The sequence below is a fragment of the Bradyrhizobium sp. SRL28 genome (assembly GCF_018596315.1).
GTDB lineage: Bacteria > Pseudomonadota > Alphaproteobacteria > Rhizobiales > Xanthobacteraceae > Bradyrhizobium.
Window position 1 is genome coordinate 91,315 of the sequence record NZ_JAHEAG010000016.1, and the last position, 25,585, is coordinate 116,899.

The 25,585-nt window shown below is 61.0% G+C and carries 17 protein-coding genes and 1 pseudogene; 3 read left to right on the forward strand and 15 right to left on the reverse strand.

Annotated elements, in window-relative coordinates:
• Positions 1-167: 167 nt before the first annotated feature.
• From KIP88_RS26565 to KIP88_RS26590, 7 genes and pseudogenes are all read right to left on the reverse strand, one after another.
• Positions 168-317: a hypothetical protein gene (locus tag KIP88_RS26565; RefSeq protein WP_214491037.1), complete on the reverse strand. Its 150-nt coding sequence runs from the start codon at positions 315-317 to the stop codon at positions 168-170.
• Between the two features lie 115 nt (positions 318-432).
• Positions 433-729, reverse strand: a complete 297-nt coding sequence (locus KIP88_RS46650) for a hypothetical protein (RefSeq protein ID WP_249791032.1) — start codon at positions 727-729, stop codon at positions 433-435.
• A gap of 303 nt (positions 730-1,032) precedes the next feature.
• Entirely contained in the window at positions 1,033-1,764 is a 732-nt protein-coding gene (locus KIP88_RS26575) for a sensor histidine kinase (protein ID WP_214491039.1), read from the reverse strand.
• A gap of 358 nt (positions 1,765-2,122) precedes the next feature.
• Complete coding sequence (locus KIP88_RS26580) at positions 2,123-3,364, reverse strand: threonine/serine exporter family protein (protein WP_214491040.1); 1,242 nt, start codon at positions 3,362-3,364, stop codon at positions 2,123-2,125.
• A 91-nt stretch (positions 3,365-3,455) separates the two neighbouring features.
• The gene (locus tag KIP88_RS46655; RefSeq protein ID WP_374226519.1) at positions 3,456-4,265 is read right to left on the reverse strand and encodes a thiamine pyrophosphate-dependent enzyme; all 810 of its coding nucleotides are present in this window, start codon (positions 4,263-4,265) and stop codon (positions 3,456-3,458) included.
• Positions 4,266-4,277: 12 nt separating this feature from the next.
• Positions 4,278-5,208: pseudogene (locus KIP88_RS46660) on the reverse strand (thiamine pyrophosphate-binding protein); the annotation flags it as partial.
• Positions 5,209-5,288: 80 nt separating this feature from the next.
• Entirely contained in the window at positions 5,289-8,153 is a 2,865-nt protein-coding gene (locus KIP88_RS26590) for a winged helix-turn-helix domain-containing protein (protein ID WP_214491041.1), read from the reverse strand.
• A 529-nt stretch (positions 8,154-8,682) separates the two neighbouring features.
• Here KIP88_RS26590 and KIP88_RS26595 point away from each other — a divergent pair.
• Complete coding sequence (locus KIP88_RS26595; protein ID WP_214491042.1) at positions 8,683-11,511, forward strand: winged helix-turn-helix domain-containing protein; 2,829 nt, start codon at positions 8,683-8,685, stop codon at positions 11,509-11,511.
• Positions 11,512-11,569: 58 nt separating this feature from the next.
• Entirely contained in the window at positions 11,570-14,428 is a 2,859-nt protein-coding gene (locus tag KIP88_RS26600) for a winged helix-turn-helix domain-containing protein (protein ID WP_214491043.1), read from the forward strand.
• Positions 14,429-14,517: 89 nt separating this feature from the next.
• On the opposite strand, the gene KIP88_RS26605 is transcribed toward KIP88_RS26600, so the two are convergent.
• From KIP88_RS26605 to KIP88_RS26635, 7 genes are all read right to left on the reverse strand, one after another.
• The gene (locus KIP88_RS26605; protein ID WP_214491044.1) at positions 14,518-17,361 is read right to left on the reverse strand and encodes a winged helix-turn-helix domain-containing protein; all 2,844 of its coding nucleotides are present in this window, start codon (positions 17,359-17,361) and stop codon (positions 14,518-14,520) included.
• A 33-nt stretch (positions 17,362-17,394) separates the two neighbouring features.
• The gene (locus tag KIP88_RS26610; protein WP_214491045.1) at positions 17,395-17,979 is read right to left on the reverse strand and encodes a helix-turn-helix domain-containing protein; all 585 of its coding nucleotides are present in this window, start codon (positions 17,977-17,979) and stop codon (positions 17,395-17,397) included.
• Between the two features lie 141 nt (positions 17,980-18,120).
• Positions 18,121-18,324 carry a DUF1656 domain-containing protein gene (locus KIP88_RS26615; protein ID WP_214491046.1) on the reverse strand — a complete coding sequence of 68 codons (204 nt, stop codon included), beginning with the start codon at positions 18,322-18,324 and terminating at the stop codon, positions 18,121-18,123.
• 5 nt (positions 18,325-18,329) lie between these two features.
• Positions 18,330-19,277 (reverse strand): HlyD family secretion protein, encoded by a 948-nt coding sequence (locus KIP88_RS26620; RefSeq protein ID WP_249791035.1) that lies wholly within the window; start codon positions 19,275-19,277, stop codon positions 18,330-18,332.
• Positions 19,277-21,229, reverse strand: coding sequence for an FUSC family protein (locus KIP88_RS26625; RefSeq protein WP_249791047.1), 1,953 nt, complete (start codon positions 21,227-21,229; stop codon positions 19,277-19,279). The genes KIP88_RS26620 and KIP88_RS26625 overlap by 1 nt, the downstream gene beginning before the upstream one ends.
• Positions 21,230-21,404: 175 nt before the next feature.
• Positions 21,405-22,208, reverse strand: a complete 804-nt coding sequence (locus KIP88_RS26630) for an acetoacetate decarboxylase family protein (protein ID WP_214491049.1) — start codon at positions 22,206-22,208, stop codon at positions 21,405-21,407.
• A 141-nt stretch (positions 22,209-22,349) separates the two neighbouring features.
• Positions 22,350-23,150 (reverse strand): acetoacetate decarboxylase family protein, encoded by an 801-nt coding sequence (locus KIP88_RS26635; protein ID WP_214491050.1) that lies wholly within the window; start codon positions 23,148-23,150, stop codon positions 22,350-22,352.
• Positions 23,151-23,422: 272 nt separating this feature from the next.
• On the opposite strand from KIP88_RS26635, the gene KIP88_RS26640 reads away from it, so the two are divergent.
• Positions 23,423-24,892 (forward strand): nitrogen regulation protein NR(II), encoded by a 1,470-nt coding sequence (locus KIP88_RS26640; RefSeq protein WP_214491051.1) that lies wholly within the window; start codon positions 23,423-23,425, stop codon positions 24,890-24,892.
• Here KIP88_RS26640 and KIP88_RS26645 read toward each other — a convergent pair.
• Complete coding sequence (locus KIP88_RS26645; protein ID WP_214491052.1) at positions 24,889-25,356, reverse strand: helix-turn-helix domain-containing protein; 468 nt, start codon at positions 25,354-25,356, stop codon at positions 24,889-24,891. The two genes, KIP88_RS26640 and KIP88_RS26645, sit on opposite strands and share 4 nt — an antisense overlap.
• Positions 25,357-25,585: the final 229 nt, after the last annotated feature.

Sequence of the window (25,585 nt, forward strand, 5' to 3'; positions counted from 1 at the left end):
TCGCATCGATTTGTCTCCACCCATTCGAAAAGCCCCAAACCGAAACAGGACCCGTCAATGGTGTCCTGATAGTGTGCCCACGAAGCCCCCTGCCCGATCCTTGGTATCGCGGCGCGGCCGACGCATATTGAACAGCGTTGCGATCCATAGAACATCCTTGCCGCCTCTCATTCGGGCGCGGGCAGAAAGTGCTCGAACAGTAGGCGCGGCAGGATCAGCCCCAGGGTCATGGCCCCGATAACCAGAAACGCTGTGGTCTCGTTCACGGCGACGCTGGTCAGCAGGACCGCCGGCGCGCGCGGCCCGATCGAGACCAACTCGACAAGGGCGCTCGCGGCGCTGTCGCAAGCGCCTACCCGACACGTATGTTCGAGCACAGGCGACCGACGTTAACCCTCGGCGTCACGTCTGCCATGCTTCCCACAGTCAATGTCAGAGGTGGCACGCTGCAACACGATCGAGGTCGGCCAGCCGGTGCTCCGCACTGGCTCGAAAATCGAGGCTCGCGACCAAGTCGAGCAGGCGTTGATAGGCGCGATCCGCAACCGCGACAGGCAAAGGTTCCTCGTCAAAAGCCTCGATGTAGCCGCCGACCAAAGAGCTCAGCAACCGGCACAAGGCCCGTTGCCCGGGCTCCTCCCTAATCAAGGTTTCGATTTTTTGCTGGAAGGTGTGGAAGGTCCGCAAGCCGTGATGCTGCTGCGAAAGCCACGAGTGCAAGTCGTTCATGTCAGCCTCTTCAAGTCATGGAAGAAGCTACGGATTTATACAGTCGGCCAAGGCTTCGCGCCATGGTGAATCTCGCATCCCTGCGTCGCTCGTTATGCAGCCATCCGCTGACAGTGCCGCAGACTGAGCGTCCGCTCTTCAGACCTCGGGCAGGCCAGCCAGCCGCAGGCCTTTCCGCTGTTCGTCGTAGACCGGTTGATCCGTGTGGCTCTGCGAGTTGAGTCCGATCGTGGTCTGAAACGAGAATTATCGTCTGGCGATCAAGTCAGCCGAGGCAGCTTCGATCCGAAAACGCCACGTCGCCTAGCTCGCCCCCAGATCCTGGGTTCCAGCCGCCTGCAACTGTTGAGGCCGGCGCATCCTCCTCCGCTTCAACCGAACAGCATGAGACGCGGCGGCGGCGCGTTGCTCGGCCTCAGTCAATGGGAAGGTGAGAAGGAAGGACGATCCTTCCGCGGCGCAAGACGTATGAACGCGGCCGCCCAGACTGTTGGCCAGCTCGCCGATGATCGCTAGCCCTCGACCGCGCCGGATCGATTCAGGTGCCGAGCCATTGTCAGAGACGCTGCACTTTACGACGTTGCCCGCAAGCTTCAGCTCCACTCGCAATTCTGGATGTCTATCGTCGAATTGTGCATGTCGTGCCACATTGGTCAGTAGCTCGGAAATGATCAGCCCAAGCTTCCAGCAGCGCTCTCCTTCAAGTTTCAGATCATCCGCTGAAAACAAGACACGTATCGCCAGACGGTCCAATCGGTATTTCGTGATGGAGAAGCAAAGCTGCTGGAGGTACGCCGCGGCATCGGTGAGGCTCCCCTGATCCGGCATGCGCAGCGCCCGATGAACATCGGCGCAATGATGCAGGAGGTCTACGACATCGAGGAGCGCGGCCTTGACCGCCGCGCTATCTGACCGCACCGCTTTTGCCGAAACAACGTATATTGCGGAAGTGAGTTCGTTCTTTATTCTGTGGTTCAACTCGCGAAGAAGCAATGATGCATCGGGATTCGGTAACTGTACAAGGTGCTTTGTCATTGCGTGCTCCACGATTTGTTCGCTCTGGCTAAAACTGACGCTAGCGTCCGCCGCAGTTTCGTTCGGATAGCAATGCCGTTCCAGGCAGCTCGCGCAACGAATGGCCTCAGACAGGAGCGTCTATAGTTCGACGCCGCGGTGTTCCAATTCGGCTTCAATCGCGTCAAAGACGATCTCGACTGGCATCACTGCAAGATTAGTCCAGAGGATGATCACAGCGCGCGCGCGGCGATTAGGTATTCGGTCATGCTAGCATTACTCCCAATACGAGAGCCCGTCTCTGCGCGATCATTGGTATCGCGGCGCGCCCGACGTATATTGAACGGCGTTGCGATCCATAGAACATCCTTGCCGCGCTTCATTCGGGCCCGGGCAGAAAGTGCTCGTACAGCATGCGCGGCAGGATCAACCCCAGGGTCATGGCCAGGATGACCAGAAACGCCGTGGCCCCGTTCACGGCGACGCTGGTCAGCAGAACCGCCGGCGCGCGCGGCCCGATCGAAACCAACTCGACAAGGCCGCTCGCGGCGTGGAACAAAAAGAAGCCCGGCATCATCGAGACGACGGCGGAGAAGCCGACTGCCGCGAACGGCAGATGCAGCCGGTCGGCAACCGGCGTGACGATGACGCTGACGACGATGCAGGCGACGAAGGCACCGGTTGCAACATTTGCCGATGCCATCGAGATCGCAGCCCAGCGCACCGCATGCGCTAACATGCCGACCCCGATCGGGACCGGCAGCAGACGCCATGGCATCGAGAAGAAGGTGCCGAACGCGGCGACGGCGCATCCTGCCGCAATCACGTCAGCAACCAGCGGCGTCGGCGCCGACGACCCGCCAGCCGGAAGAGTTGCGCCGGTGACGACGAGCCCGAACCATAGGCCGGCGCAGATCATCAGCACCACGACGTTCGCATAGGCCAGGCGCGCGATGCCGAGTGCGATGCGCGTGCGCGCGAGATCGATGGCGCCGTTGAGAAGATGCGGACCAGGCACCAGCACCATGCAGTGACAGAACGCGATCAACGTTATCGCCTCCGACAGTTGCAAGCGGCCGGCGGCGCCAGCCACGGCACCGGCGATGGTTGCAGCGCAAAGCGGCTGGATCAAGGGATTACTGCTGAAGCCCGACAGCGATCGGCGCGCAAGCGCGCCGATCGCCGCGCTCGCGGCAATCAGCAGCAGGCTTATTGCATCGACCGCGCCGAAAATGACGCCAAGCGACGCCGCACCAACGGCCGCCAACAACGTGAATCGCAGCGTCGATACCGACGGCAGGTGGCCTGCCGCCGCCAGTGCGGACCGCACGGCGCCGGCCTCCAGCTTGCCATCGCAGACCTGATCGACCACGGTCGTGACAGCAAGGACCTTGCCCATATCGACGCCGAGCGGCTTTACGGGAACAATTTGTGACAGCGTTGTGCCGTCGATCTCAACCGTGAGCTGACCCCAGTATGGCAGCGCCGTCACCGGCACGCCGAGGGCGCGGCCAAGCCGCTCGGCAGCAATAACTATTCGTTCCGTGGTCTGCCCGTGAGCAAACAAAAGCGCTGCCGCCAGCGCAACTGCGTCCAATACCGCTTCGCGTGTCAGTGGCATTGGTTCAGGTCGCGATGATGGTTGATTGACGCTGACCATGACGAGTTATTACCGGACAAGCGCCTTGATCATCGATCATGACGACGCCTGATCAGAGGAAATTCTCCTTCACCATCTCCCAGACATCGTCTCCCCGGCCGTGCAGCACGGCGCGAGCCGAATAGAGCGCCATTCCGACAGCCGGCTCGACGGTCATGAACGGCGGCATCACGAGTTGCATGGGATTGACGTGCACGTGCAGGAGCGCAGGTCCCGGCTGGGACAGCCAGAGCTTGACGGCGCCCTCGAGCTGGTCCGCCTTGCAAACCGTTCGGCCCCATAGACCCATCGCCCGTGCTACTTCCGCAAAATTAGGGTTCTTCAACTTGGTGAAGGTATCGAGCATGCCCTCGGCCTTTTGCTCGATCTCCACAAAGCCAAGCTTGCCGTTGTCGAACACCGCTATCTTGATCGGCAATTCCTGCTGGACGATGGTCATAAGGTCGCCGAACAGCATGGAAATTCCACCGTCGCCTGCCAGGCAGACGACCTGGCGATCAGGTTGCGATTTCTGCAGTCCTATGGATGACGGCATGCCGTTCGCCATCGTTCCGTGCAGAAGGCTGGCAAAGATTCGGCGCTGACCGTTGGCTTCGATGTGGCGATAGGCCCAGGCGGCCGGGGTCCCGTCGTCGGCGGTGAACAGCGCGTCCTTTGCTGCATGCTGACTGATCACTCTTGTCAAATAGCTTCCGGGAATGCTGCCGTCGCGACCGGCGACGATCTTTTCCTTTTCCGCTTCCTTGTATTTCGCGTAGCGCCCTAGATATGCGGTGCGGAAAGAGCTATCGCTGCGTTCGTTCAGCTTGGGCAGCAACGCTTCCAGCGTTGCCTTGACATCGCCGACGACGCCCTTCGTCACCGGATGACGCCGTCCGAGATGCGTCGGGTCGATATCGATCTGCACGATCTTTGCCTTGCCTGGATAAAATTGCCGCCAGGCGAAGTCAGCGCCCAACATCAGGCACGTGTCGCAGTCGAGCAGCGCGTGATAGCCGTTTGCCGAGCATTCCGGTCATGCCAATGTTGTAGGGGTTGTCATGCTCGAGGAAATCCTTCGCGCGCGAGGTGTGCGCGATCGGCGCCTTCAGCTTTTCCGCGACAGCCAGGATCTCCTTGTGCGCTTCCTGGCAACCCGATCCGCCATACACGGCGATCCTTTCACCCTGGTTGAGAATGTCCGCCATTTCCGTGAGGTCGGCGTCGCTCGGCCGGACGACGGGATTTGAGACATGGATCGAATAGGGCACGTCCTCATGCACGGTTGAGGCCGACACGTCCGCCGGCACGATGAGAACGGCGACACCCCGCTTCGCCAAAGCGGTTTGGCAGGCAATGACGGTTTTGCGGCGCGCCTGCTCCGCCGTATAGATCATGTCGCAGAAGACGCTGCAGCTTTGGTAGACCTGCTTGAAGTCGACCTCCTGGATGAAGTCAAAGCCCAGCTCGTCGCGGATGATCTGGCTTGCGATCAGCACGACGGGCGCGCGGTTGCGGTTGGCCTCGAATATACCGTTGATGAAATGCAGACTGCCGGGGCCACAGCTTCCGGCCACAGCCGTCAAGTGACCCGTCACCTGTGCCTCAGCCTGCGCGGCGAATGCGCCAGCTTCTTCGTGGCGCACCGAGACCCACTCGATCTTGCTTCGTTCGAGCGAGCGAGCGATCAGATTGAGCGTGTCGCCCACGACACCGTAGCAATGCCTGACGCCTGCGCTCTGCAGGGTCTCAACTATGATATCCGCAACCTTCTTGCTCATGGCATGCGACCCTGCTGTGGCTATTTGTGTCACAGCATGCGCCATACCCCTGAAGCGGGCTTGCAGGTGATTGCGAGGATTTGTACGCGATTGCGCTAAAGACGAATTACCGGTCCGGAGTCGATCTAGCCAGCAGCCATGGCGCCGGACTGGAACCGGCTGAGGATTTGTCGAGCGCGATCGTGAACCGGCGAGACGATCCCATCTGACGTCCGATTAAGAGCTGCGCTGATATGTTTGTATGCCACCGCCGTTCGCTTCTGTGACAGCAACAGCTCGGCAAGATCGATCGCCGACTTTAGTTCGAACAAGGTGGCCGACTGACGCCTTGCCCACTCGATCGACGACAGCAGGCTCTTTTCTGCTTCGGGATAGTCCTCGGCCGACCTGGACGCCAGGATAAGGCCTTTCACCCTGAACAGGGCCGGCACATACAAGAATTTTCCTCCGCGCTTCTGGACATCGAGGGCATTCACCACCAGCGCCAGCGCCTCCCCGTGCTGGCCCAAGGCAGCAAGGCCCGCGCCGAGATCGCAGACAAAATCCATATTCAGCATTTCGTGACGTTGAGCCTCAAGCTTTTCCAGCGCGCTCTTCAGCAACGGGACGCCGTCGCGAATATTGGCTTGAAGGAGAAGCCACCGACCTCGCAACCCGGTCGCGACCGCACGGTATGGCTTCAAGGAGTGAGCTGCGGAAAGGACGGTCAGTTGCCCAATGTGCTGCTCTGATCTCTGCCAATCCTCCAACGCGAGATAGATAGGGATGATCAGGCTTAGCGACCGGCACAATGTCGCTGGATGGCCGGATTTTTCTCCTTCCGCTATCGCAAGCCTTGCGTAGTCCAGTGATTGGTCGAGCTGCCCCCTGTACAACAGCGAACGCGCCAAGCCGACAAGCAAGAGGCTGGTGTGATGAAACAAATGGTGTCCATCGCGCAAGCGCCAGCCGGACGCCGAGTGGCGCAGGCCAGCCTCGAAATGCTTCTGTGCAACAAGATGATTTCCCGCCAAATGATTGGCGGCGCCCAGCATCGCTTCAGCAAGTGCCATGTCGCCGGGATCTTGCGTTTTCAAAGCCACTTTTTGACTTCGGATGGCGATATCGAGCGCGCCCGGAATGTCGGTTGTCCAACGCAAATACATGAAGAGCCCGCTCAGAAGCCTGAGCTCGTAGGCCAGGTCCTGCTGCACTACCACAACGTCGAGCGCCCGAGAAAAGGCCGAGCGGACGTGTGGATTGCTGCCTTCAGTGTGCATCAATGCCAGCGGCAGCGATGCGCAAATCTCCATCTCGCGGCGGGTGTTCTTATGCTGATCTCCCAGCCGGGCTATCGCCTGTTCTGCCCAGCTCTGGTATTCGATCAATAGCGACAGCTCCATGAATAGCTGCGTTGAAGCGGCCGCAAGTCTCGTCGCAATCTCGTCGTTGCCGTGTAGTCCAAAGCTCCATTCCAGCGCCGACCGAACATTGCCGAGTTGGCTAGAATAGGCCGCAACCCTTTCTGCCCTCGGCAGAGCCGATAGCATCTCTTTTTGCGATTCGAGCTGTCGGGTGACGTATTCCGCGTGCCGCAGGGAGATCGCGTTGAATTCGTCATGCTCCTCCAATTTTTCGAGCGCATAGGCGCGCGTCGTGTCGAGCAACCGATATTGTGGCTCTCCATGGTCAAGCTGAGTACATATCAACGACTTTTCAACCAGACCGGCGATTGCGTTACAAATCTCTCCATCGTCGGAGCCTTTTTCGCCCGCGACATGCCTCGCTCCCTCAAGGCTGAACTGTTCTACAAACCGGGCAATTCGTCTGAAAACAATCCTCTCCGCACCCGTCAGCAGATCGTAGCTCCAATCCAGCGTTGCCTTGAACGTCTGATGCCTGGGGACCGCCGTCCGATGGCCCAATTTCAGCAATTCCAGCCGAGATACCAGGCGCGCCACCGTGCCCCTGACGCCCAGCGCGGCCACTGGTCCCGCGGCCAATTCGATGGCGAGCGGTAGACCATCCAATCTCCGGCACATATCGGCGACCAACGGTGCCTCACGGTCCGTGAGAACGAAATTGCCGCCTCTCGCCGTTACGCGCTCGATAAAGAGCTGCACTGCCGGATAACGCAGCACGGCGTCCGCCGTCTGCTCCGCATCGGCGGGCGGAAAATCCAGCGGAAGGACACGATAGCAATGTTCGCCCTCCACCCTTAGCAATTCGCGACTTGTGGCCAGCAAATGGACTTGCCCGGCTTCTTGAAAGAGCTGCTCGGCGACCGAGGCGACTGCTTCGATCACGTGCTCGCAATTATCGAGGATGATGAGCAGCTTTCTCGAACGGATGAGATCGATGAGCTCCACGCTCGCTGCGTTCGATTTCAGCACAAGTCCCAAGGACGTCCCGATGGCCCGCACAACATGATCCGAATCGCTGAGGCTTCCCAGGTCAACGAAGTAGACGTCTCCGCCGAACTCCTCGGCAACGGCGTGGCCTGCGGCGACGGCGATAGTCGTCTTGCCGATGCCACCGGGTCCAAGCAGGGTCACGAAGCGCTCCACTCGGAGGTTGTCCATGACGTCGCTGAGCACCGGCTCTCGCCCGACCATCCTGCGCAGCCGCGGGGGAATTGCGCCCTGGTATCGCCGAGGGGCGGTGTCGGCCGCACCGTCGTCGACCCCGGCGACAGTCCCGACGAATGAGTAGCCCCGTCCCTGGATGTTCGCGATATACCGGTTGCCGAATTTGCCGTCTCCCAACACCTTGCGGATACCGGCCACGTGTACCCGCAGGCTCCCCTCCTCGACGGTCACATCGGGCCAGACGTGATCAAGTAGTTGCTGCTTTGAGATGACCTCGCCCGGGTGTTCGGAAAGATAAATCAGAATGTCGAGCGCCCGGCTGCCAAGGGGGAGCACCACACCATCGCGCCGAAGGACCCTCTCGCTAACCGAAAGCTCAAAAGGGCCAAACTTCATTTCTTTGTGAACACTATCGCCATCCATGGTCGCGATGCTCACTCAGTAAGGGCAAAACGAAGGTGCATGCACACTCTCGACGTGGGCCTGCTTCGGTTCCCGTGCGCAAGATAGTGCGCGCAGCTCTCTCATAACCAAACGGCCACATTTCCTGAGCATTCGCTCATGGCTGAAGCATATGTTCACAAACTCTGTTCCCACCAGTCAAATGTCCATTTGACCCGGTAAATTGGCATAGCGTCCGCTGCTGGCACGCCGCCGCAGGCGATATTCGACCACTTGACGAGGTTGGCGCCGCGGTCGGGCCAGAGCTTCCGAACGGGAGAGTCCAGCACTCCGCGAGGGATGCCCGCCCGCCGGGTCGCGAACACGGCAAATCCCAGTCACTACAATGACTAAGTCGCGCAACGAGCCGAACTGCGGTCGGTTCGGGCATCACCGCAATGACCGCCGGCCCTGATCGATGCTGCTGCCCCTAATGTTCGCTTGCGGACCCGGGGCTGCCTCCGTCAAGTAAAATTTGGTAAAAGATGTGATCCATCCGGGGCCTCCTTCGATGAACGGACGCGCGATCTCGTTTGGCCCGTTCCGACTCCTTGCCGAGCAGCGGATACTGCTGGAGGGCGACAAGCCGGTGCGGCTCGGCAGCCGCGCCTTCGACATTCTCGCCGCCCTGGTCGAGCGTGGCGGCGACGTGGTCGGCAAGGAAGAGCTGATGGCTCGCGCCTGGCCGCAAACGTTCGTCGAAGAGGCGAACCTGAAGATTCAGGTCAGCGCCTTGCGCCGCGCCCTTGGCGACGGCCAGGGTGGCAATCGTTACATCGTCACCGTGGTCGGACGGGGTTATAACTTTGTCGCGCCCGTGCGCATCGACGAGCCATCACGGACCTTGCCGCCTGCGACCGTCTCGCCGGCAGCGGTGCACAACCTGCCGCTCGCCGTGACGCGGATGATTGGCCGCGAGGAGACTGTGGAAGCGCTCATCTCGCGACTGTCGCGCGAGCGACTGGTGACGATCGTCGGGCCTGGAGGCATCGGCAAGACGACGGCCGCGCTCGCCGTCGCCGAGCGAATAACCTCCGAATATGAACATGGCGTCTGGCTGATCGACCTGGCATCGCTCGGTGACGCGCGCCTGGTGCCGAGCGCGGTTGCGACCGTACTCAATCTTCAAATCCCCGCCGAAGATCCGATTAACGGCTTGGTCGCTGCTGTCAGAGACAGCCGAATGCTCCTCCTCCTCGACAGCTGCGAGCATGTCATCGACGAGGTGGCGAACCTGGCGACGGCGCTTCTCAGCGGAGCGAAGGGTGTCGATATTCTGGCTACCAGCAGGGAACCGCTCCGAGTAGCGGGTGAAAACGAGTACCGCCTGGGGCCGCTCGGGAGTCCCCTGCCCTCCTCGAAGGTGTCCGCCGCCGAGGCGGCGGCCTTCCCGGCCGTGCAATTGTTCGTCGAGCGGGTGACCGCGATCGTCGAAGACTTCGCGCTGACCGACGAGAACGCTCCACTGGTGGTCAAAATTTGCAGTGGGCTTGACGGCTTGCCGTTGGCGATCGAGTTCGCAGCTCCTCGCGTCGCGGTGCTTGGCATTGAAGGCCTTGCCGCCCACCTGGACCACAACTTACGGCTGCTGGGGACGAGCCGCCGCGTAGCAACGACGCGGCACCGCACGATGCGGGCCGTGGTCGATTGGAGCTACGGTATGCTGAGCGAGGACGAGCAACGGTTCTTCCGCGCTCTCGGCATCTTCGCGGGCGGCTTTACCGTGGAGGCGGCCGTAGCCGTTGCCATGGATGCGGCAACAACTGGCGTTGATGCGATCGACCGCTTGGCGGATCTGGTGGCGAAATCGTTGGTGGTCGCGGATGTCAGCGGCGCCAAACCGCGGTTCCGACTGCTCGACACGACCCGTGCCTACGTGGTCGAAAAGCTTGACGAGAGCGGGGAGCGCGAACGGCTCGCGCGCCGCCGCGCCGAGTACTACCGCAAGCTTTTCGAGCGCGCCGAGGGCGAAGCAGGAGCGCGGTCTGCGGGCGAATGGCTGGCCGAATACGCCTGTGAAATCGACAATTTGCGCGCGGCGCTCGACTGGGCCTTTGCGCCAGGCGGGGATGGATCGATCGGGGTGGCACTGACCACTGCCGCGGTGCCGCTCTGGATGGGTCGATCGCTGGTTGGGGAGCGCGGGAGCCGCGCAAAGCAGGCGCTTGGCGCTCTTGGAACCGGAGAGACCCGAAACCTGCGCGAGGAAATGAGGCTGCACGACGCGCTCGGCGTCTCGGCAACCGAGGCCGGCGAGATGGGCGCCGCATTCACGAAGGAACTCGACATCGCGGCGAGGCTTGGCGACCGGGAGTATCAGCTGCGCGCTCTCCACGGCCTGTATTTCTATCATTCCGGGAGCGGTCGATACCGGGATGCGCTGCAGTCTGCGCAGAGATTCCATGATCTGGCAGCAAACCAGAATGCTCAGCTCTTGGGCGAGCGCATGGTGGGCGCGGCCAAACATTTTCTTGGCGACCAAATAAGTGCTCGGCGCCATCTCGAGAAAGCGCTGGCTCACTATGCTGCTACCGAACAAGAACGGGATGTTACCCGCTTCGGAACTGACCTGCGAATATCGCTGCTTGGATTCCTTGCGCGGGTACTCTGGATGCAGGGGCTTGCGGATCAAGCGATGCAAACTGCGGAAGCGAGTGTTGGAGAAGCGCAGGGGATCGGTCACGCAACGTCGCTTTGCTACGCCCTGGCTCTGGCGGCATGCCCGATCGCGCTATGGGTAGGAAACCAAACTGCCGCAGCACACTATACGCGAATACTGACCGACCAATCGAGACAGCATGGCTTGTCGCTCTTGAGCACGTTTGCTTCCCGGTTTCAAAGAGTTATCGCACTCAAGGGTGGCGATCTCGACACGGGATCGCGGCCGCTGCGTGAGATCGTCGATCCGAACGCCAGCTTTGGAGTCTTGACTGGCCTGACTGAGCAAGCGGAAGCCTTGGGCCACGCTGGGCGGATCGGCGAAGGGCTTGCGTTGCTCGAAGCAGGCATCGAGCAGTGCGAGACAGGCTGGCTCACGCCGGAGTTGCTACGCCTCAAGGGCGAGCTCTTGCTACTGCAGAGCACGCCTGCAGCCGTGGAAACGATAGAGGGCCTCTTCCGGCAGGCGCTGGACGAGTCGCGCCGGCAAGACGCTTTGTCCTGGCAGCTGCGTGCTGCGACAAGCCTCGCGCGCTTGCTGCGCGATCAGGGTCGATGGGCCGAAGCGATTGCCTGCCTCCGTCCAATCTATGACCGATTTACGGAGGGGTTCGGCACCGCCGATCTGGTCGCGGCCAAACAGCTTCTGGATGAAGCGGATGATCTCGGGAACATCCCGTGAAGATGCGCTTCTGTGAGGCCGAGCCGATCACGGATGATCGATCCGGAGGCTTCCTTCGATGAACGGACGCGCGATCCTGTTTGGCCCGTTCCGGCTCCTTGCGGAGCAGCGGATGCTGCTCGAGGGCGACAAGCCGGTGCGACTCGGCAGCCGCGCCTTCGACATTCTCGCCGCTCTGATCGAGCGCGCCGGCGAGGTGGTCGGCAAGGAAGAACTGATGGCTCGCGCCTGGCCGCAAACGTTCGTCGAAGAGGCGAACCTGAAGATTCAGGTCAGTGCCTTGCGCCGTGCCCTTGGCGATGGCCAGGGCGGCAATCGTTTCGTCGTCACCGTGATAGGACGGGGCTACAATTTCGTTGCGCCCGTACGCGTCGACGAACCATCGCGGAGCCAGCCGCCCCAAGTCGCCCCGTCGGTGGGGGTACACAACCTGCCGCTGACCGCGACGCGGATGATTGGCCGCGCAGAGGCCGTGGAGGCGCTCATCTCGCGGCTGTCGCGCCAGCGCCTGGTGACAATCGTCGGTCCCGGAGGGATCGGCAAGACGACGGCCGCCCTCGCCGTCGCCGAGCGAGTGATCACAGAATACGAGAATGGAGTCTGGCTGATCGACCTGGCATCGCTCGCTGACGCGCGCCTCGTGCCGAGCGCGGTTGCGACCGTGCTCAGCCTTCAAATCCCGGCCGAAGACCCGATTAACGGCTTGGTCGCTGCCGTCAGAGACAACCGAATGCTCCTTCTCCTCGACAACTGCGAGCATGTCATCGACGAGGTGGCGAGGCTGGCGACGGCGCTTATCGGCGGAGCGAAGGATGTCGATATTCTGGCTACGAGCAGGGAGTCGCTCCGGGTCGCGGGTGAAAACGAATATCGCTTGGGACCCCTCGGAAGCCCACCGGCCTCGTCCGGGCTGACGGCCGCTGAGGCGGCGACCTTTCCGGCCGTGCAACTGTTCGTCGAGCGGGTGACCGCGATCGTCGAAGATTTCGCGTTGACCGACGAGAATACGGAGCTGGTGCTCGAACTTTGCCGTGGGCTCGATGGCTTGCCGCTGGCCATCGAGTTCGCCGCACCTGGCGTCGAGGTGCTTGGACTTGAGGGCCTTGTCGCCCGCCTGAAGGACAGCTTGCCGCTCCTGGGTTCGCGCCGTCGCGGGCGGGTCCAGCGGCACCGAACGATGCGGGCCGTCATCGATTGGAGCTACGGCCTGCTGGGCGAGGATGAGCAACTTTTCTTCAGGGCTCTCAGTATATTTTCTGGCGGCTTTACGGTCGAGGCGGCCGCAGCGGTGGTGATAGACTCGGCAACGACAGGCTGCGAGGCAATCGACCGCTTGGCCGATCTGGTGACGAAATCGCTGGTCGTTGCGGATGTCAGTGGCACCAATCCGCGTTTCCGGCTGCTCGAAACGACCCGCGCCTTCGCGATCGAAAAGCTCGACGAAAGCGGTGAGCGCCGGGATATCGCGCGCCGGCACGCCGCATACTACCGTCAGTTCTTCGAGCGGGCAGCAGCAGAAGCGCCGGTGCGAGCGACGAGCGACTGGCTGGCCGACTACACCCAAGACGTTGACAATTTGCGCGCGGCGCTCGACTGGGCCTTCTCATCTGGCGGCGAGGCATCGACCGGTGTGGCACTGACGGCTGCGGCACTCCCGCTCTGGATTCGCTTATCACTGCTCGAAGAGTGCTGCAGACGAGCCCGGCAAGCGCTCGGAGTCGCACCGACTGAGAACCCGCGGGAGGCAATGCAATTGCAAGCCGCGCTGGGCGCATCGACGCCTGAGGCTTCCGAGATGGTCGCAGCGTTCACCAAGGTACTCGACATGGCCAAGCGCCTGGATGATGTCGAGTACCAGCTGCGCGCCCTCTGGGGATTGTATTACTATTACACTGGCATCGGCCGCTTTCGGACCGCGCAACCCTTCGCGCTGGAGTTCCACTCACTTTCCCTGCGCGGCTCGGATCGGAACGATCAGATGTTCGGCAAGAGCATGGTAGCAGTGGCCGAGCACTATGTCGGCGATCAGGTGAGTGCGCGTAGCCAGCTGGAGCAACTGCTGACGCAGGGTGCCGCTGGCGATCTCGGACGGGACGTCGTCCGCTTTCGATATGTCGTCCGATTCGGCATGGACTTTCGCCTCCAGGTCACCGTATTCCTGGCGCGAGTGCTCTGGCTGCAGGGATTTGCCGATCAAGCCATGCGGATGGCGGAGCAGAGCCTCCAGGAAGCTGACGCGACTGGCCACGCCATCTCACAGTGCTTTGTCCTTGCCCTCGCTTCATGTCCGATCTCATTCTGGGTTGGCGACCGAGTCGCCGCTGCCAAGTACACTGCCAAGCTGGTTGAGCTGTCGCGACAGCACGCCTTGCCGCATTGGGCCGCTTTCGGCGCGCGGTTTGAACAAGTCCTCGTCATCAAGGCTGGTGACCGAGACGGCGGATCGCGGAGGCGGCCAAGCAGGCGGGAGGAAGTGACCGCGCCCAACTTCAGCTTTCGCTCCTTGAGTGGACTCACGCAGCTGGCGGAAGCCCTTGGCCAAGCCGGGCGCACTACCGAAGGGCTGGCGGCGCTCGAGGCCGACGTCGGACAGTTCGAAGACGGCTGCTTTTCGCCGGAACTCATCCGCCTCAAGGGCGAACTTACCATGCAACAGGACGTGCCCGGCGCCGCTGGATTTGCGGAGGCACTCTTGCGGCAAGCGCTTGATGGGGCGCGCGAGCAAGGAGCCCTGTCATGGGAATTGCGAGCGGCGACGAGCCTCGCCCGCTTGTTGCGCACTCAAGACCGCCCTGCAGACGCCATCGCCTGCCTCCGGCCGATTTACGATCGCTTCACGGAGGGCTTTGGTACCGCCGATCTTGTCGCGGCCAAACAGATTCTGGATCAAGCGAACGATCCCGGCACCATCCGGTGAACATGCGCTTCTGTGCGGTCGAGCTGACGCCGGTTGCGAAGATGTGCCACCGATCACGTATCAACCGAAGCATAGACCGGCAGAGGCGCTCAGCGGACCACCCTGACAACGTCAGCCTGCGAAGATGATCCGTTCAAGACCTGTATGGCCAACTGCAGGTCAAGTGTGTCGAACCCCTCCCGGAACTTCGTGTAAACAGCCTGTAACGTCTTCGACGCCGCCTCCTTTTTCTCAAGCGACTTCTCAGCGATCACCAGGCTGGTGGCAGCCCGGAGCTCCCATGACAAGCTCGCTTGCCTGGCGGACAAGTCGAGCGCGCGAAGAAAATAGTCTCTGCAAACAGCCAAGCCTTCGTTGTTGCTCAAGGCCAGTTCGCCCCTGATACGGAGCAATTCGGGAGCGTACCATTGGCCTTCATCAAGGTTGATTTTCGCCGTTTCGAAGATGTCGAGCGCCAGCCGCAGCCGGCCGGCGGCGGCCGTGGATCTCGCGAGTTCTGCCTGCAGGAACCAGTTGAAAACCCCATAGCGCGCCGCCGACAGCTTCTCCAGACCGGAGTAGAGCGTCGCGGCCGCCGCTTCAGCTTCGCCGCGCCTTGCCCTGCCGAGGGCCTGCATGGCGAGGCCGAACCCATGATAGCTTTCAACGGCGTATTTTCGGGCGTGTTCAACAAGTTCGTTGGCAAGCGCTTCGGTCTCATCATCATCCGGGCTTGTCAGATACATGTTGAAGCTCGCCCAGGTCAGCGCCACACACAGGGGCACCGCGTGATCGAGTTGGCGTGCTTCGGCGATCGACATTCGATTAAGCCGGCGCGCATGGTCGGGAGAGCCACGCAGCCAAACCAGGTTGGCCAGAACGCCCAGAGCATCGGCTTTACGGTCGTAGCCAAATCGCTTGATAAGAGACTGTCGCGAGGCTTCGTCATCGCGATGCAGAGATAGTTCGAGACAGCCTTCGGCCTCCAGTATCCGCGCTGTGTGGTGGTAGGTGACTCCGCGCATGTAGTTGGCCATTGCGATGGCGCCGCGATCGCCACTCCGCTCCGCGACATCACCGCAGTGGTCGGCCAATCTGGTGGCCTCGGGATAGTTTGGGACGCGAATTTGGTGCGCCCAGAGAACAAGCAGGGAGACCAACTGGTGTTCGGCATCCTTGAGGCCCTCGGCAAGAAGGCGTGCTTTGGCCCAGGTCGCGTAGGACTCTTCGGTCATGCCACCGGTGAACATCATGCAACTCGCGAGGGCCGACTGAATAACCATCTCTTGTCGTGTGCCCGAATTCACGTCGTCGAGGCGACTTATGGCCTTTCTCATCCACTCGCGGCATTCGGTGAGCAGCGACATACCCATCCAGGTGCCTGCCGATGCTGCGGCGAGTTCGATGCCGATTTCCGCATCACCCGCAGCGGAAAACGTCCAGTTCAGGGCGGCTCTGAGATTGTCGACCTCGATCCCGAGCGCCTTGGGCCAGCCCGACGCATCCATCGCGGCGCCCCGTCTGAACAAGTCACTGAAGTAAAGGGCGTGACGGCGGCGGAAAAACTGCCCATCGCTTTCAGGCAGGCGCTGCAAGGCAAAAGCGCGCGTGACGTCGAGCAACCGCAGACGCGATTCGTGTCCATAGGCTGCGATTAATGATTTCGACCGAAGCTCCCAAACGCAATCCGATACTCTTGCTTCATCAACCTTCTCATCGGCGACAACTGCGATCGCCGCCTCGAACGTGAATCCGCCCGAGAAAACGCCAAGCCTGCTCAACACGAGCCTCTCCCGCTCATCGAGCAGGCCATAGCTCCATTCAAGCGTGGCATTTAAGGTCTGATGCCTTGCCGCAGCGGTCCGACGGCCTGCCCATGTCAGATTGAGGTGGTCGTCAAGCAGGCTCGCAGTCTTGCCAAGACCGTAAATGACGACCCTGCAGGCCGCGAGTTCGATCGCCAGGGCGATACCATCCAGACGCCGGCAGATGCCGGCCGCAATCGGCGCATCAGCATCGACCAGCTCGAATTGACCTCGCACGGCCCGCACGCGCTCGACCAACAGCTGAACGGCTGGATATTCAAGCGCACGCGCCGCCGATATCCCCTGATCGTCCGGAGGACATGCAAGCGCGGCGAGTTCGTGGACATTCTCACCTTCGACACGCAACGCTTCCCGGCTGGTCGCGAGTATGTGCAATGCTGGCACGCGGCAAAACAGCCTTTCCGCGAGAGCGGACGCTCCATCGATTAGATGTTCGCAACTGTCGAGCACGAGCAACGTCGGAGCTTCCAGCAAGTGATCGATCAGGGCTGGCACAACATCGTTGGTTTGTATCGCCAGTCCGAATGAGCTCGCCACCGCGGACGCAACGAGGGAGGCGTCACCAAGAGAGCTCAGGTCAACGAAGCGAACCCGCCCGTCGAAGATGGAGCGCATCTCATGCGTAACAGAGATTGCAACGGTAGTCTTGCCGATACCGCCAGGGCCAACGATCGTAACGAACTTCTGCGCGGCGAGCTTCGCCTGGATCGTGGCGATCGCGTCCTTTCGACCAACCATGCGCGTCAAACGGGCGGGTAGCCATGACGTCGCAGCCAAGTCGATCTCCGGCGTCTCGAGAGAAGGTGACGTTATCGGCACGATGAAACGGTAGCCGCGGCCAGGCACGTTCGCGATGTATCGCCTGGTGGGGTCATTTTGAGCCAGCGCCTTGCGCAGCGCCGAGATGTGCACGCGGAGACTAACCTCATCGGCTCCCCGCTTTGGCCAAACGCGCTCGATCAAGGTCCTTCTGCTGACGACTTTGTTCGCTTGCTCGACGAGGACAACGAGGACGTCCATCGCCCGCGCTCCGAGTGGCACGACCTTTGTGCCATTGGTCAGGAGCCTGTTACCGATCGATAACTCAAAAGGACCGAAGCTCAGGACTTTCCGGTTCTGACCGCTCATGGGATGTCTCTCATCCGCGCTGACTCTCTGACCTCACTGCTCTATCTCGTGTTCGCGGCGCCAACTGGCTGGACTATGCCCAAAGGCTTGCCGGAATAGTCTGCACAGATGCGCCTGATCCGAAAATCCAACGCCCAGCGCGATTTCGCTCAGCGAGGCTGAACTGGTTAGCATCAGATGGCAAGCTCTCTCCAACCGCCTCTTGACCACGTAAGCATGTGGCGGATCTCCGAAGGTTAGCTTGAACGACCGCGAGAAGTGTGCCGGGGTCCGCCGCGCGACAGCGCTGAGGTCCTGGGTATGAATGGTACGGTGCAGATTCTTTTCGATGAAGGTTCGCACCCGCGCGATCTGCCAGCCGGCCAGCCCGGCCGTCCTGGATCGCTTCGCGCCGGAATGGCGTTCGATCTCCGATTGCAGGATGGTCGATGCCGTGGCCAGCGACGCCTTCGCCGCCTCGCGATCGTGCTCGAACTCGCGCCTCACCACTTCAAGGAGCTGGGCCAGGCTGCCCGCCAGATAGCCGAACCGGAGAGCGGCTGGCGAAGAATTCGATGCAGTACTCTGCGACCCTTCCATATCAATCCCTCGACGAGAATTCCGGCCCGGCAAGAGCATGGTGCAAGCGGTCCTGTTTGGCTTGTTAAGTAGCGTTCTGAACTATTAATTGCAGCGCAACATAAAATAACGTCGAAATATCAATAGCATAAACGGTCGACGACAAGCCGAGGAGCTATTTAGCCTGCCCTCAGGCTGCACTCAGATCCAGGACGCCATAAGGCCGACGAGGATGCAGACGTAGAGGGCCGCCTCCGCAAGGGGCGGGTTGGCGAACATCGACCTCAATCCGAGGCGGCCGACGACAAACCGGATTACGATCAGGATGATCAAGGCGAGGAACAGACACCTCACAAAGGGGTCAATCAGGACGCCGCCCAGTTCGATATCCCTTGGCGCACGCATCGGCTTCACCCAAGTCGGCTTATGAGCCGATCGAAGATTCCTCGATCGGGCTTCGGTGCAGGAGCTTTCTTCCTGCCGACAACGGAAACGCTGCAGGTCATTCCTGCAACGAGCGGCACGTCTTGCGGGACCTGGTCGATCCTGATCCGCACCGGAATGCGCTGCGCGAGACGAACCCAGGTGAATATCGGATCAACGTTCGGAAGGCCCTGCGTGCTGCTTGCGGCGTTCGCGGCACTGATACCGCCCGTGATGCTCTCGATCCCGCCCTTGATCGGCATTTCATAGCCAAGCAACGTCGCCTCGACGTCCTCTCCGACACGGATGTTGGCGATCTTCGTTTCCTCGAAGTACGCGTCGATCCAGTAGGAATGCTCGTCGATCACCGAAACATTGGGCGTTCCGGCCCGCGCAGAGTCGCCGACCCGCATCAGGAGGTTCGTGACGTAGCCGTCGACAGGCGAACGCACCTCCGTCCTCTGGAGATTGATGTCGGCTTGCGCAAGCGCGGCCTTGGCGCTCAAGAGGGCGGCATCCGCCATCTTCGCATTGCCGTCGAATATCTGCTTCTCCTCAATCGAGGTGGACAGTGTCGTAAGAATCGCCCGCCGGGCGTTCTGTGCCTTCTTGACTTCGAGGTCAGCCTCACGGCTCAGGATGGTCGCTTTTGCATTCTCCAGCGCGACCTCGAAATCAAATTTTTCGATGACGTAGAGTATGTCGCCCTTGTGGACGTGCTGGTTGTCGGAGATTCGTATCTCCACGATCTTGCCGGAAATCTGCGGCGCCACATTTGCGACCTGGACACGGACCATACCATCGCGCGTCCATGGCGCCGTCACATAAACGCGCCAGCCATAGCCCGCAGCAACAAGCGCTGCTGCGACAAGCACGCCGGTCGCAAGATATCGGAGCAGGTTGACCGCTATTCGCTTCTTTGTCGCTACGCCCATCACCCCTCTCCCTTGTTGACGAAGCCCCGGCCGGCGAAATGCCGGATCCTGCGCCCCTCGCGCTCCAGCACCACGCCCGCGGACCATAGGTCAGTTACCGCGGCCAACATTGTTTCCTGCAGCCCGGCCTTGCCTTCCCGCTTGCGTCGAAGAATTGATCTGGCGCCGGCGTAAAGGCGCCGGCTATTTCCGGCCTGAAGAGCCCGTTGCAACGGGCCAAGCCCGGAGCGGATGGCCGGATCGTCCGAGCTCTGCTCCAGGTGAGCGTAGGCCGCAGCCGACGCGAGCGACAGGTCGTTGGTCGCGAGGAGGCCCTTAAGCACTTCCGGATGCGACCTATCCTTGTTAGTGGCCGCGGCAACATAGTCGGAAATCCTGGAGGCCAGCACCATGCTCAGCACCGGCAGGCTGTATTTCCTGCCGGTCATCGACGCCGCCAATGTTTCCTTCGTCGCCCTGACGACGGCCCGTTGCTTGTCGAGCTCCGATACTGGCCACACCAGGCGGGACGCCAGAAATACGACGCCGAGGGCAAACGCCACGAACATGCATTGCGAAAAGAGGCTAAGCGCGTTGAACGATTGAGGGTTGGATGGCGCCAACAAAACCAGGAAAATGACGTTCATTGTGGTTCCGATACCAGCGATCTTCGGATTGGCGCTGAACAGGCAGCCAAAAATCAGCACCGGCGCGATCGCAATCGCAAGCCGGACAAAGTCCTGTGAGTCGGTGAGAAGATAGAAGTGAACGATACCGGCGCTTGGCGCGGCGAGCGCGAAGCTCACCATGGCGGCGACCGCGAATTTCGACGGATTTGGCATTGTCGTGCTCAAAGCACACAGGTTTGCGGTGATCATCAAAGCCGAAACGGACGCCGGCCATCCTGCAAGCACGAGAAAAAGCGCTCCCGCTGACACCGCAATCCCGATACGAATCGCATTTTGCAGCGCAAAGAAGAACTCCTTGCGATGTGGCAATCGCACATCACGAGCCGGCTCGCTCCCTTCGCGCAGGGATAATTGCCCGTCCTTGAGCTGAGCCATGGCTTCCACGCAGCGAAGGCCCTGCTGAATCTGCCCTATGGCCGCGATAGTCACGTCAGGACGCGACGTTTCGTCGTCGCGTAGCCTGGCCAGCAACGCCAGCGCCTCTGAGCGATCGCCATCGAGCGCAGCAAGACATTGGTCTCTGATGGTTACGGCCAAAGGATCGCCACGCTCAAGCAAGCCCAGCAATCGAACCTGTTGGACAATCTCGACCAGCGCCAGCATCGCGCTCCGGGCGCCACCTGCCCGATGTCGCCCATCTGCCATGTCGTGAGCGACGATATCCACCTCATCCCTCAAGCCGGCAATCTGTGCGAAAAGCACCCCTGCTCTTTCCGAATCGTCCCTGGCTCCGCCTAACACGTCGCGCGCGTAGTCGCGCACATCATGCCAGGCCTGGGTGATCCGGCGATCCAACCCTCGCCACACCGGCGGCGAACCGAAGAGATCGTTGATGAGTGTCACGCAAAGGATACCAATCGTGATCGCGGCCACGCGATCGGTCATCGTTGTGAACACCTTTTGCGGCGTATCGATATTGACGACGGTAATAATTCCGACGGTGTAGCCGGACAAAACGGCGGCATAGGCCCGAAAGCCGCGGAAGTAGCTCCCGACGAAGACGCAAATGCATATCCAGAGAATGAAAGCCGCAAGCAGGCCGACACGCTCGCCGGGAAAGAGACCCGCGATCACGATTGACATCGCAGCGCCGATGAACGTCGCGGCAATCCTGTTGACGGCTTTCGCCAGTGCGGCCCCGCGTGTGGGCTGCGCCAGGATAGCGACAGTCACTGCGGCCGATGCCGCTCCTCCAAGCTGCAGCCAGAACGCCACGTAGAGCGCAGTCACCGCTGCCAGCCATATGCGCAGCGCATGTCCCCATATGTGAACTGGTATCACCATCTGCGCTTCTTTCGTGAATGAACCGTCGACCAGGTATTCGGGCGCCGTTCGCGTTATCCTTTTTCCAGAAACACTCCCTCGCGGAGGGCCTCCTTGGGACGGGGGATCCGAGGAGGCCGTCCCGGCAAAGCGAGGGGACTGCACGCTTCGCCGCAAGGCGGGAGAGTTGTTCAGGCTATTTGCGCGTGCGGTCCCCCAGGATCGTCAGGTCCGTGACGGAGTAGGCGAGCGAATAACGGAATCCGGACTCGATGCGCCTTGGCTCGAGGGCGTGCAGCTCTTCGCCTTGCGCGTCAGGAATATTCAATTCACCCTCCCCTACCCATGCGTCGGCGACCGTGAGATTGTCTGTGAGCGACATCGCCAGCTCATCGACCGCCGGCTTGTCCTGATATCCGGCAGCCAGGCTCGGGAAATATCGCAGCAGGACCGTCGGCCGGTTCAGAAGCGACAATCCGTTTTCGACAGGCTTCCGCAGGGTAATACAGGCTTCCGCCAGACGCTGGCCGTGCGCGGAAAGGCTCGCGCCAAATCGGCCACCGGGCATGATCGGCGCTGCGGCAGGGCTTGCCGCGGCAAATGTGCGCGTTTGGAAAATGCTACCCATTTTCTTGGGAAAGCCTTGCGTCCACCCTCGCGCCAACGCGGCATCGTTGTCGACATAAATGTAAGGGCACCACATCACGGGTGTGTCGCGATGCATCGCGTCGAGCAGCACAAATGCCTCGCGATACTGATAACGGGCCGGATCGAGAAATTCGTCGTCCTGCGCGGTGAACTGCCAATCCAGAAACATTATGACGGCATGGCCGTTCGACTTCGGATCGGGAGTGAGACCGCTCGGCAGCGTCGCGGCCGTCGCCTCGGGGTCGGTCCAGAACTCAACACCCACAACGTCGCTGGAGTAGTGCCAGGGCGGCGGTGGGGTCAGTGCCGCCTGACCGAATGGCGACTTGGGAACGGTAAAGCCCTTCAGCATTTTCAACTCCTGCGCATTATCGACGGATAGCCTATCGAAGCCAGCCGCAATTGATTTTATCGGCTTGCGTCGGCTTGTCTGTTCTTGCGGTTAGAAGAACTGCTTTCAGTGCATTCCCTGTTTGGGCCGGCAAGACGATCGCTAGACGGTCAAGTCGGCCAAAATCTCGCAATCGGAGATCGAACAGGAAAACGAGAACCGGAAGCCGCGACCGACCTTGATCGGCCCCAACATGTCGAGCTCTTCGCCGTGAGCTTCAGGAAAACTCAGCTCTCCTTCACCGACCCATAGGTTCGAGATCAGGAAATTGTCCATCATGCACCGAACGAGCTCATCCACGGCCGGCTTGTCGTGCATGCCAGCACAAAGCCGCGGAAAATATCGACGCGCCACAATCGGCCGATCAAGCAGGCCAACAAGATGATCTGCCCTTTCGCGCAGTATCACGCGAGCTTCTGCCAGCCGCTGTCCACGGGAGGATACGCAACCGGCAAATCTGCTCTTGCTGGCGAGCGGTGCCGAAGCCGCGCTGGCGGCGGAAAAACTGCGGGTCTGGTGCACGACGCCTAACTTCTTCGGATAACCCTGGATCCAGCCTCTCATGATCGCCGCATCGTTGTCGGCGTAGGCGTACGGGCACCAGGCTATTCGTGACCCCTGCCACGTTGCATCGAGGAGAACGATGAATTCGCGGCACTGATATCGCGCTGGATCAAGGTACTCGTCGCCGCTCGCGGTGAACTGACAATCGACGAAGAGCGCGACAGAGCGCCCCCAGCAGAGGGCATCCAGCTTGACGCCTCTGGGAAGAATGTCAGCCGACACATCCGGGTCGTTCCAGAACTCCACGGCCAGCACCTCACCAGCGTAGTGCCATGGAGGTGGCGGTGTTAACGACGCCGTCCCCAGAGGTGACCGCGGGACCGTAAAGCCCTTGAGCATCTGAAGAACCTTCCCCGACAGCCTGGTCGCGACGTCACCCGGCATTGTCCCTGAAGAGCTTAGGCGCAGCAGGGTTCCTGTCGCTTGTAAGCCCGTGCGACAACTTGAAGATTTCTGCTGATGCGACGTCGCTGTCCGTGAAAGCAACCCAATCGCCGCACGAACGTGCAAGTCGGAGCGTGCACGAACAAGCGGCCGCCCCGCGTCCCCGGCTAGATTGGAGCATGCGCCGCCGAGGCAGACTCAGTGACACCACCGCTCGAAAGAAGCCGATGTCGGAACGACCATCTCGAATGACAAGCCGGCCAACCGGTCTCCAAGTCGCCCTGATGCTTGTTGGGGTGGCGATCATTTTTGCGATCGATACGTTCGCTCCGCTCGATATTGCGATCGCGGTGCTGTACGCCGTCGTGGTGATTGCATCGGCAGATTTCCTTGGCCGGCGCGGTATCCTGCTTGTTTGCGCCGTCTGTGTCCTGCAGACCCTCCTGAGCTTTGCAATCGTTCACGGCGAATCGCTTCAAAGCGGGCCGGTGCTCCGCGCCTTGATCGGCCTTTGCGCGATAGGCATTGCGACGCTCGCCGCGCTCAGGAACCGGAAAGCGGCGGAAAGCCTGAGCGATCAGGCGGCGCTTCTCGATTTGAGCCATGATGCGATCTTCGTGCGCGACGCAACCGATGTCATCACCTATTGGAATGCCGGGGCTGAGGAGCTTTACGGCTGGCCACGAAAGGAGGCGCTGGGACAGAAATCCCACGCGCTACTGAAGACAAAGTATCTGCCGTCGGCCGGCACCATGGAGCAGCTCGACGACTCCAACCGTTGGCAAGGAGAGCTCGTTCACACCCGACGCGACGGCACAGAAGTATGGGTCGTAAGCCGTTGGGCGGTGCAACGCGACGAACGCGGGCGCCCATTCGCAACCATGGAGACCAACAGCGACATCACGGAGCAGAAGCACGCGGAGGATGCGCTGCATCACGCACGCAGCCAGCTCGAGCACGTCACGCGCATCAGTACCCTGGGCGAGCTCACCGCGTCGATTGCTCACGAGGTCAACCAGCCGCTTGCGGCGATTCTGACAAATGGCGAAGCTGGTTTGCGATGGCTGCTGCGGGACAAACCCAACCTCGAAGAAGTGCGTCGGGCGCTCGAGCGGATGATCAGCAACGGCCGGCGCGCGAGCGAAGTCATCACTCGTCTTCGTGCTCTGGCCCGGAAGAGCAATCCATCCCACACGGTACTGACCCTGAACGATATCGTTGCTGACGTCATTCCGCTCGTCGAGCGCGAGATGCTTAACAATGATGTAGGACTTAGGCTTGATCTTCAGGCGCCCGCGCCGCCCGTCCTCGGCGACCGCGTGCAGCTTGCGCAGGTCGTCATCAATCTCGTCGTCAATGCAATACACGCGATGTCGCAGATCGACGATCGGAGACGGCTGTTGTCGATCAATTCCGGGACGTCGTTGGAGGATTCAAACTCCCAAATGGCCGTCCTGGAGATCGAGGACACGGGAACCGGAATTGATCCTAAGATAGCCGGCGATATCTTTACCGCCTTCCAAACGACAAAGGCTGACGGAATGGGCATGGGACTCTCGATCAGCCGTACCATCGTGGAGAGCCACGGCGGATCGATCTCTGCGACGTCCGGCGACCGCTGGGGAGCCATGTTCAGAATCCGCCTTCCTGCCCTGCAACAAGATGAGGTGGCAGCGGCTGCCCAGCAAGCTTACTAGGGACTCGACCAGCGATAGTCGCGTGGCGACATTCCGACATGTTGACGAAAGCGGCGGGCAAAATGGCTTTGATCTGCAAAGCCCGCAGCAAGCGCGATTTCCGACAGGGGCATGTCGGTGCCCGAAAGCAGCTGCTTGGTCCTCTCCACCCGCTGCCGTATCAGGTAGTCGTGAGGCGTGACACCCATGGACTGCTTGAAGGCCCGCACGAAGTAGCAGACTGACAAGTTTGCGAGGCCTGCAAGCAACTCGACGCTGATCCGCTGGTCAATGTTGCCGTCGATATAGTCACGAATCCGCCGCAGCACCCTTGGAGCCAAGCCACCCCGGGCGACGCCCGCCGACACGGTCGTGCCAGACGGAAGCAGGCGCGGCACCGGCAAATCCGATTCCGGTTGGAGAAGGACTGGCCGAAAAGCCTCTCTGGAACATTCGCTTTCCGGATCGTTCATGGTCCTCAACATCGGCTGCTCCTGGTTTCACTTACCTGGCGGTGACCCACGCAATGCGAGGTCCGTTGCCTCATCGTGAGACCAAGGATGGCTGCCGCCTCACGCGGCGCCAATCGTGCATGCGTCTCATCACCCTCACACCTTGGTGTGAGCGGGGTGAGGATTCCACGCGGGCGGCAGTCTGCTGCCGGAAAGCCGCCTGCCCTCATCGACCATACCTTCGTGTGATGACATTGGCGGC

Excerpts from the sequence above, each read along its gene's own strand:
- KIP88_RS46650 (WP_249791032.1), bottom strand. The coding sequence starts at position 729 with ATGAACGACTTGCACTCGTGGCTTTCGCAGCAGCATCACGGCTTGCGG.
- KIP88_RS26575 (WP_214491039.1), bottom strand. The coding sequence starts at position 1,764 with ATGACAAAGCACCTTGTACAGTTACCGAATCCCGATGCATCATTGCTT.
- KIP88_RS26580 (WP_214491040.1), bottom strand. The coding sequence starts at position 3,364 with ATGCCACTGACACGCGAAGCGGTATTGGACGCAGTTGCGCTGGCGGCA.
- KIP88_RS26590 (WP_214491041.1), bottom strand. The coding sequence starts at position 8,153 with ATGGATGGCGATAGTGTTCACAAAGAAATGAAGTTTGGCCCTTTTGAG.
- KIP88_RS26595 (WP_214491042.1), top strand. The coding sequence starts at position 8,683 with ATGAACGGACGCGCGATCTCGTTTGGCCCGTTCCGACTCCTTGCCGAG.
- KIP88_RS26600 (WP_214491043.1), top strand. The coding sequence starts at position 11,570 with ATGAACGGACGCGCGATCCTGTTTGGCCCGTTCCGGCTCCTTGCGGAG.
- KIP88_RS26605 (WP_214491044.1), bottom strand. The coding sequence starts at position 17,361 with ATGAGCGGTCAGAACCGGAAAGTCCTGAGCTTCGGTCCTTTTGAGTTA.
- KIP88_RS26610 (WP_214491045.1), bottom strand. The coding sequence starts at position 17,979 with ATGCTCTTGCCGGGCCGGAATTCTCGTCGAGGGATTGATATGGAAGGG.
- KIP88_RS26615 (WP_214491046.1), bottom strand. The coding sequence starts at position 18,324 with ATGCGTGCGCCAAGGGATATCGAACTGGGCGGCGTCCTGATTGACCCC.
- KIP88_RS26620 (WP_249791035.1), bottom strand. The coding sequence starts at position 19,277 with ATGGGCGTAGCGACAAAGAAGCGAATAGCGGTCAACCTGCTCCGATAT.
- KIP88_RS26625 (WP_249791047.1), bottom strand. The coding sequence starts at position 21,229 with ATGGTGATACCAGTTCACATATGGGGACATGCGCTGCGCATATGGCTG.
- KIP88_RS26630 (WP_214491049.1), bottom strand. The coding sequence starts at position 22,208 with ATGCTGAAGGGCTTTACCGTTCCCAAGTCGCCATTCGGTCAGGCGGCA.
- KIP88_RS26635 (WP_214491050.1), bottom strand. The coding sequence starts at position 23,150 with ATGCTCAAGGGCTTTACGGTCCCGCGGTCACCTCTGGGGACGGCGTCG.
- KIP88_RS26640 (WP_214491051.1), top strand. The coding sequence starts at position 23,423 with ATGTCGGAACGACCATCTCGAATGACAAGCCGGCCAACCGGTCTCCAA.
- KIP88_RS26645 (WP_214491052.1), bottom strand. The coding sequence starts at position 25,356 with ATGTTGAGGACCATGAACGATCCGGAAAGCGAATGTTCCAGAGAGGCT.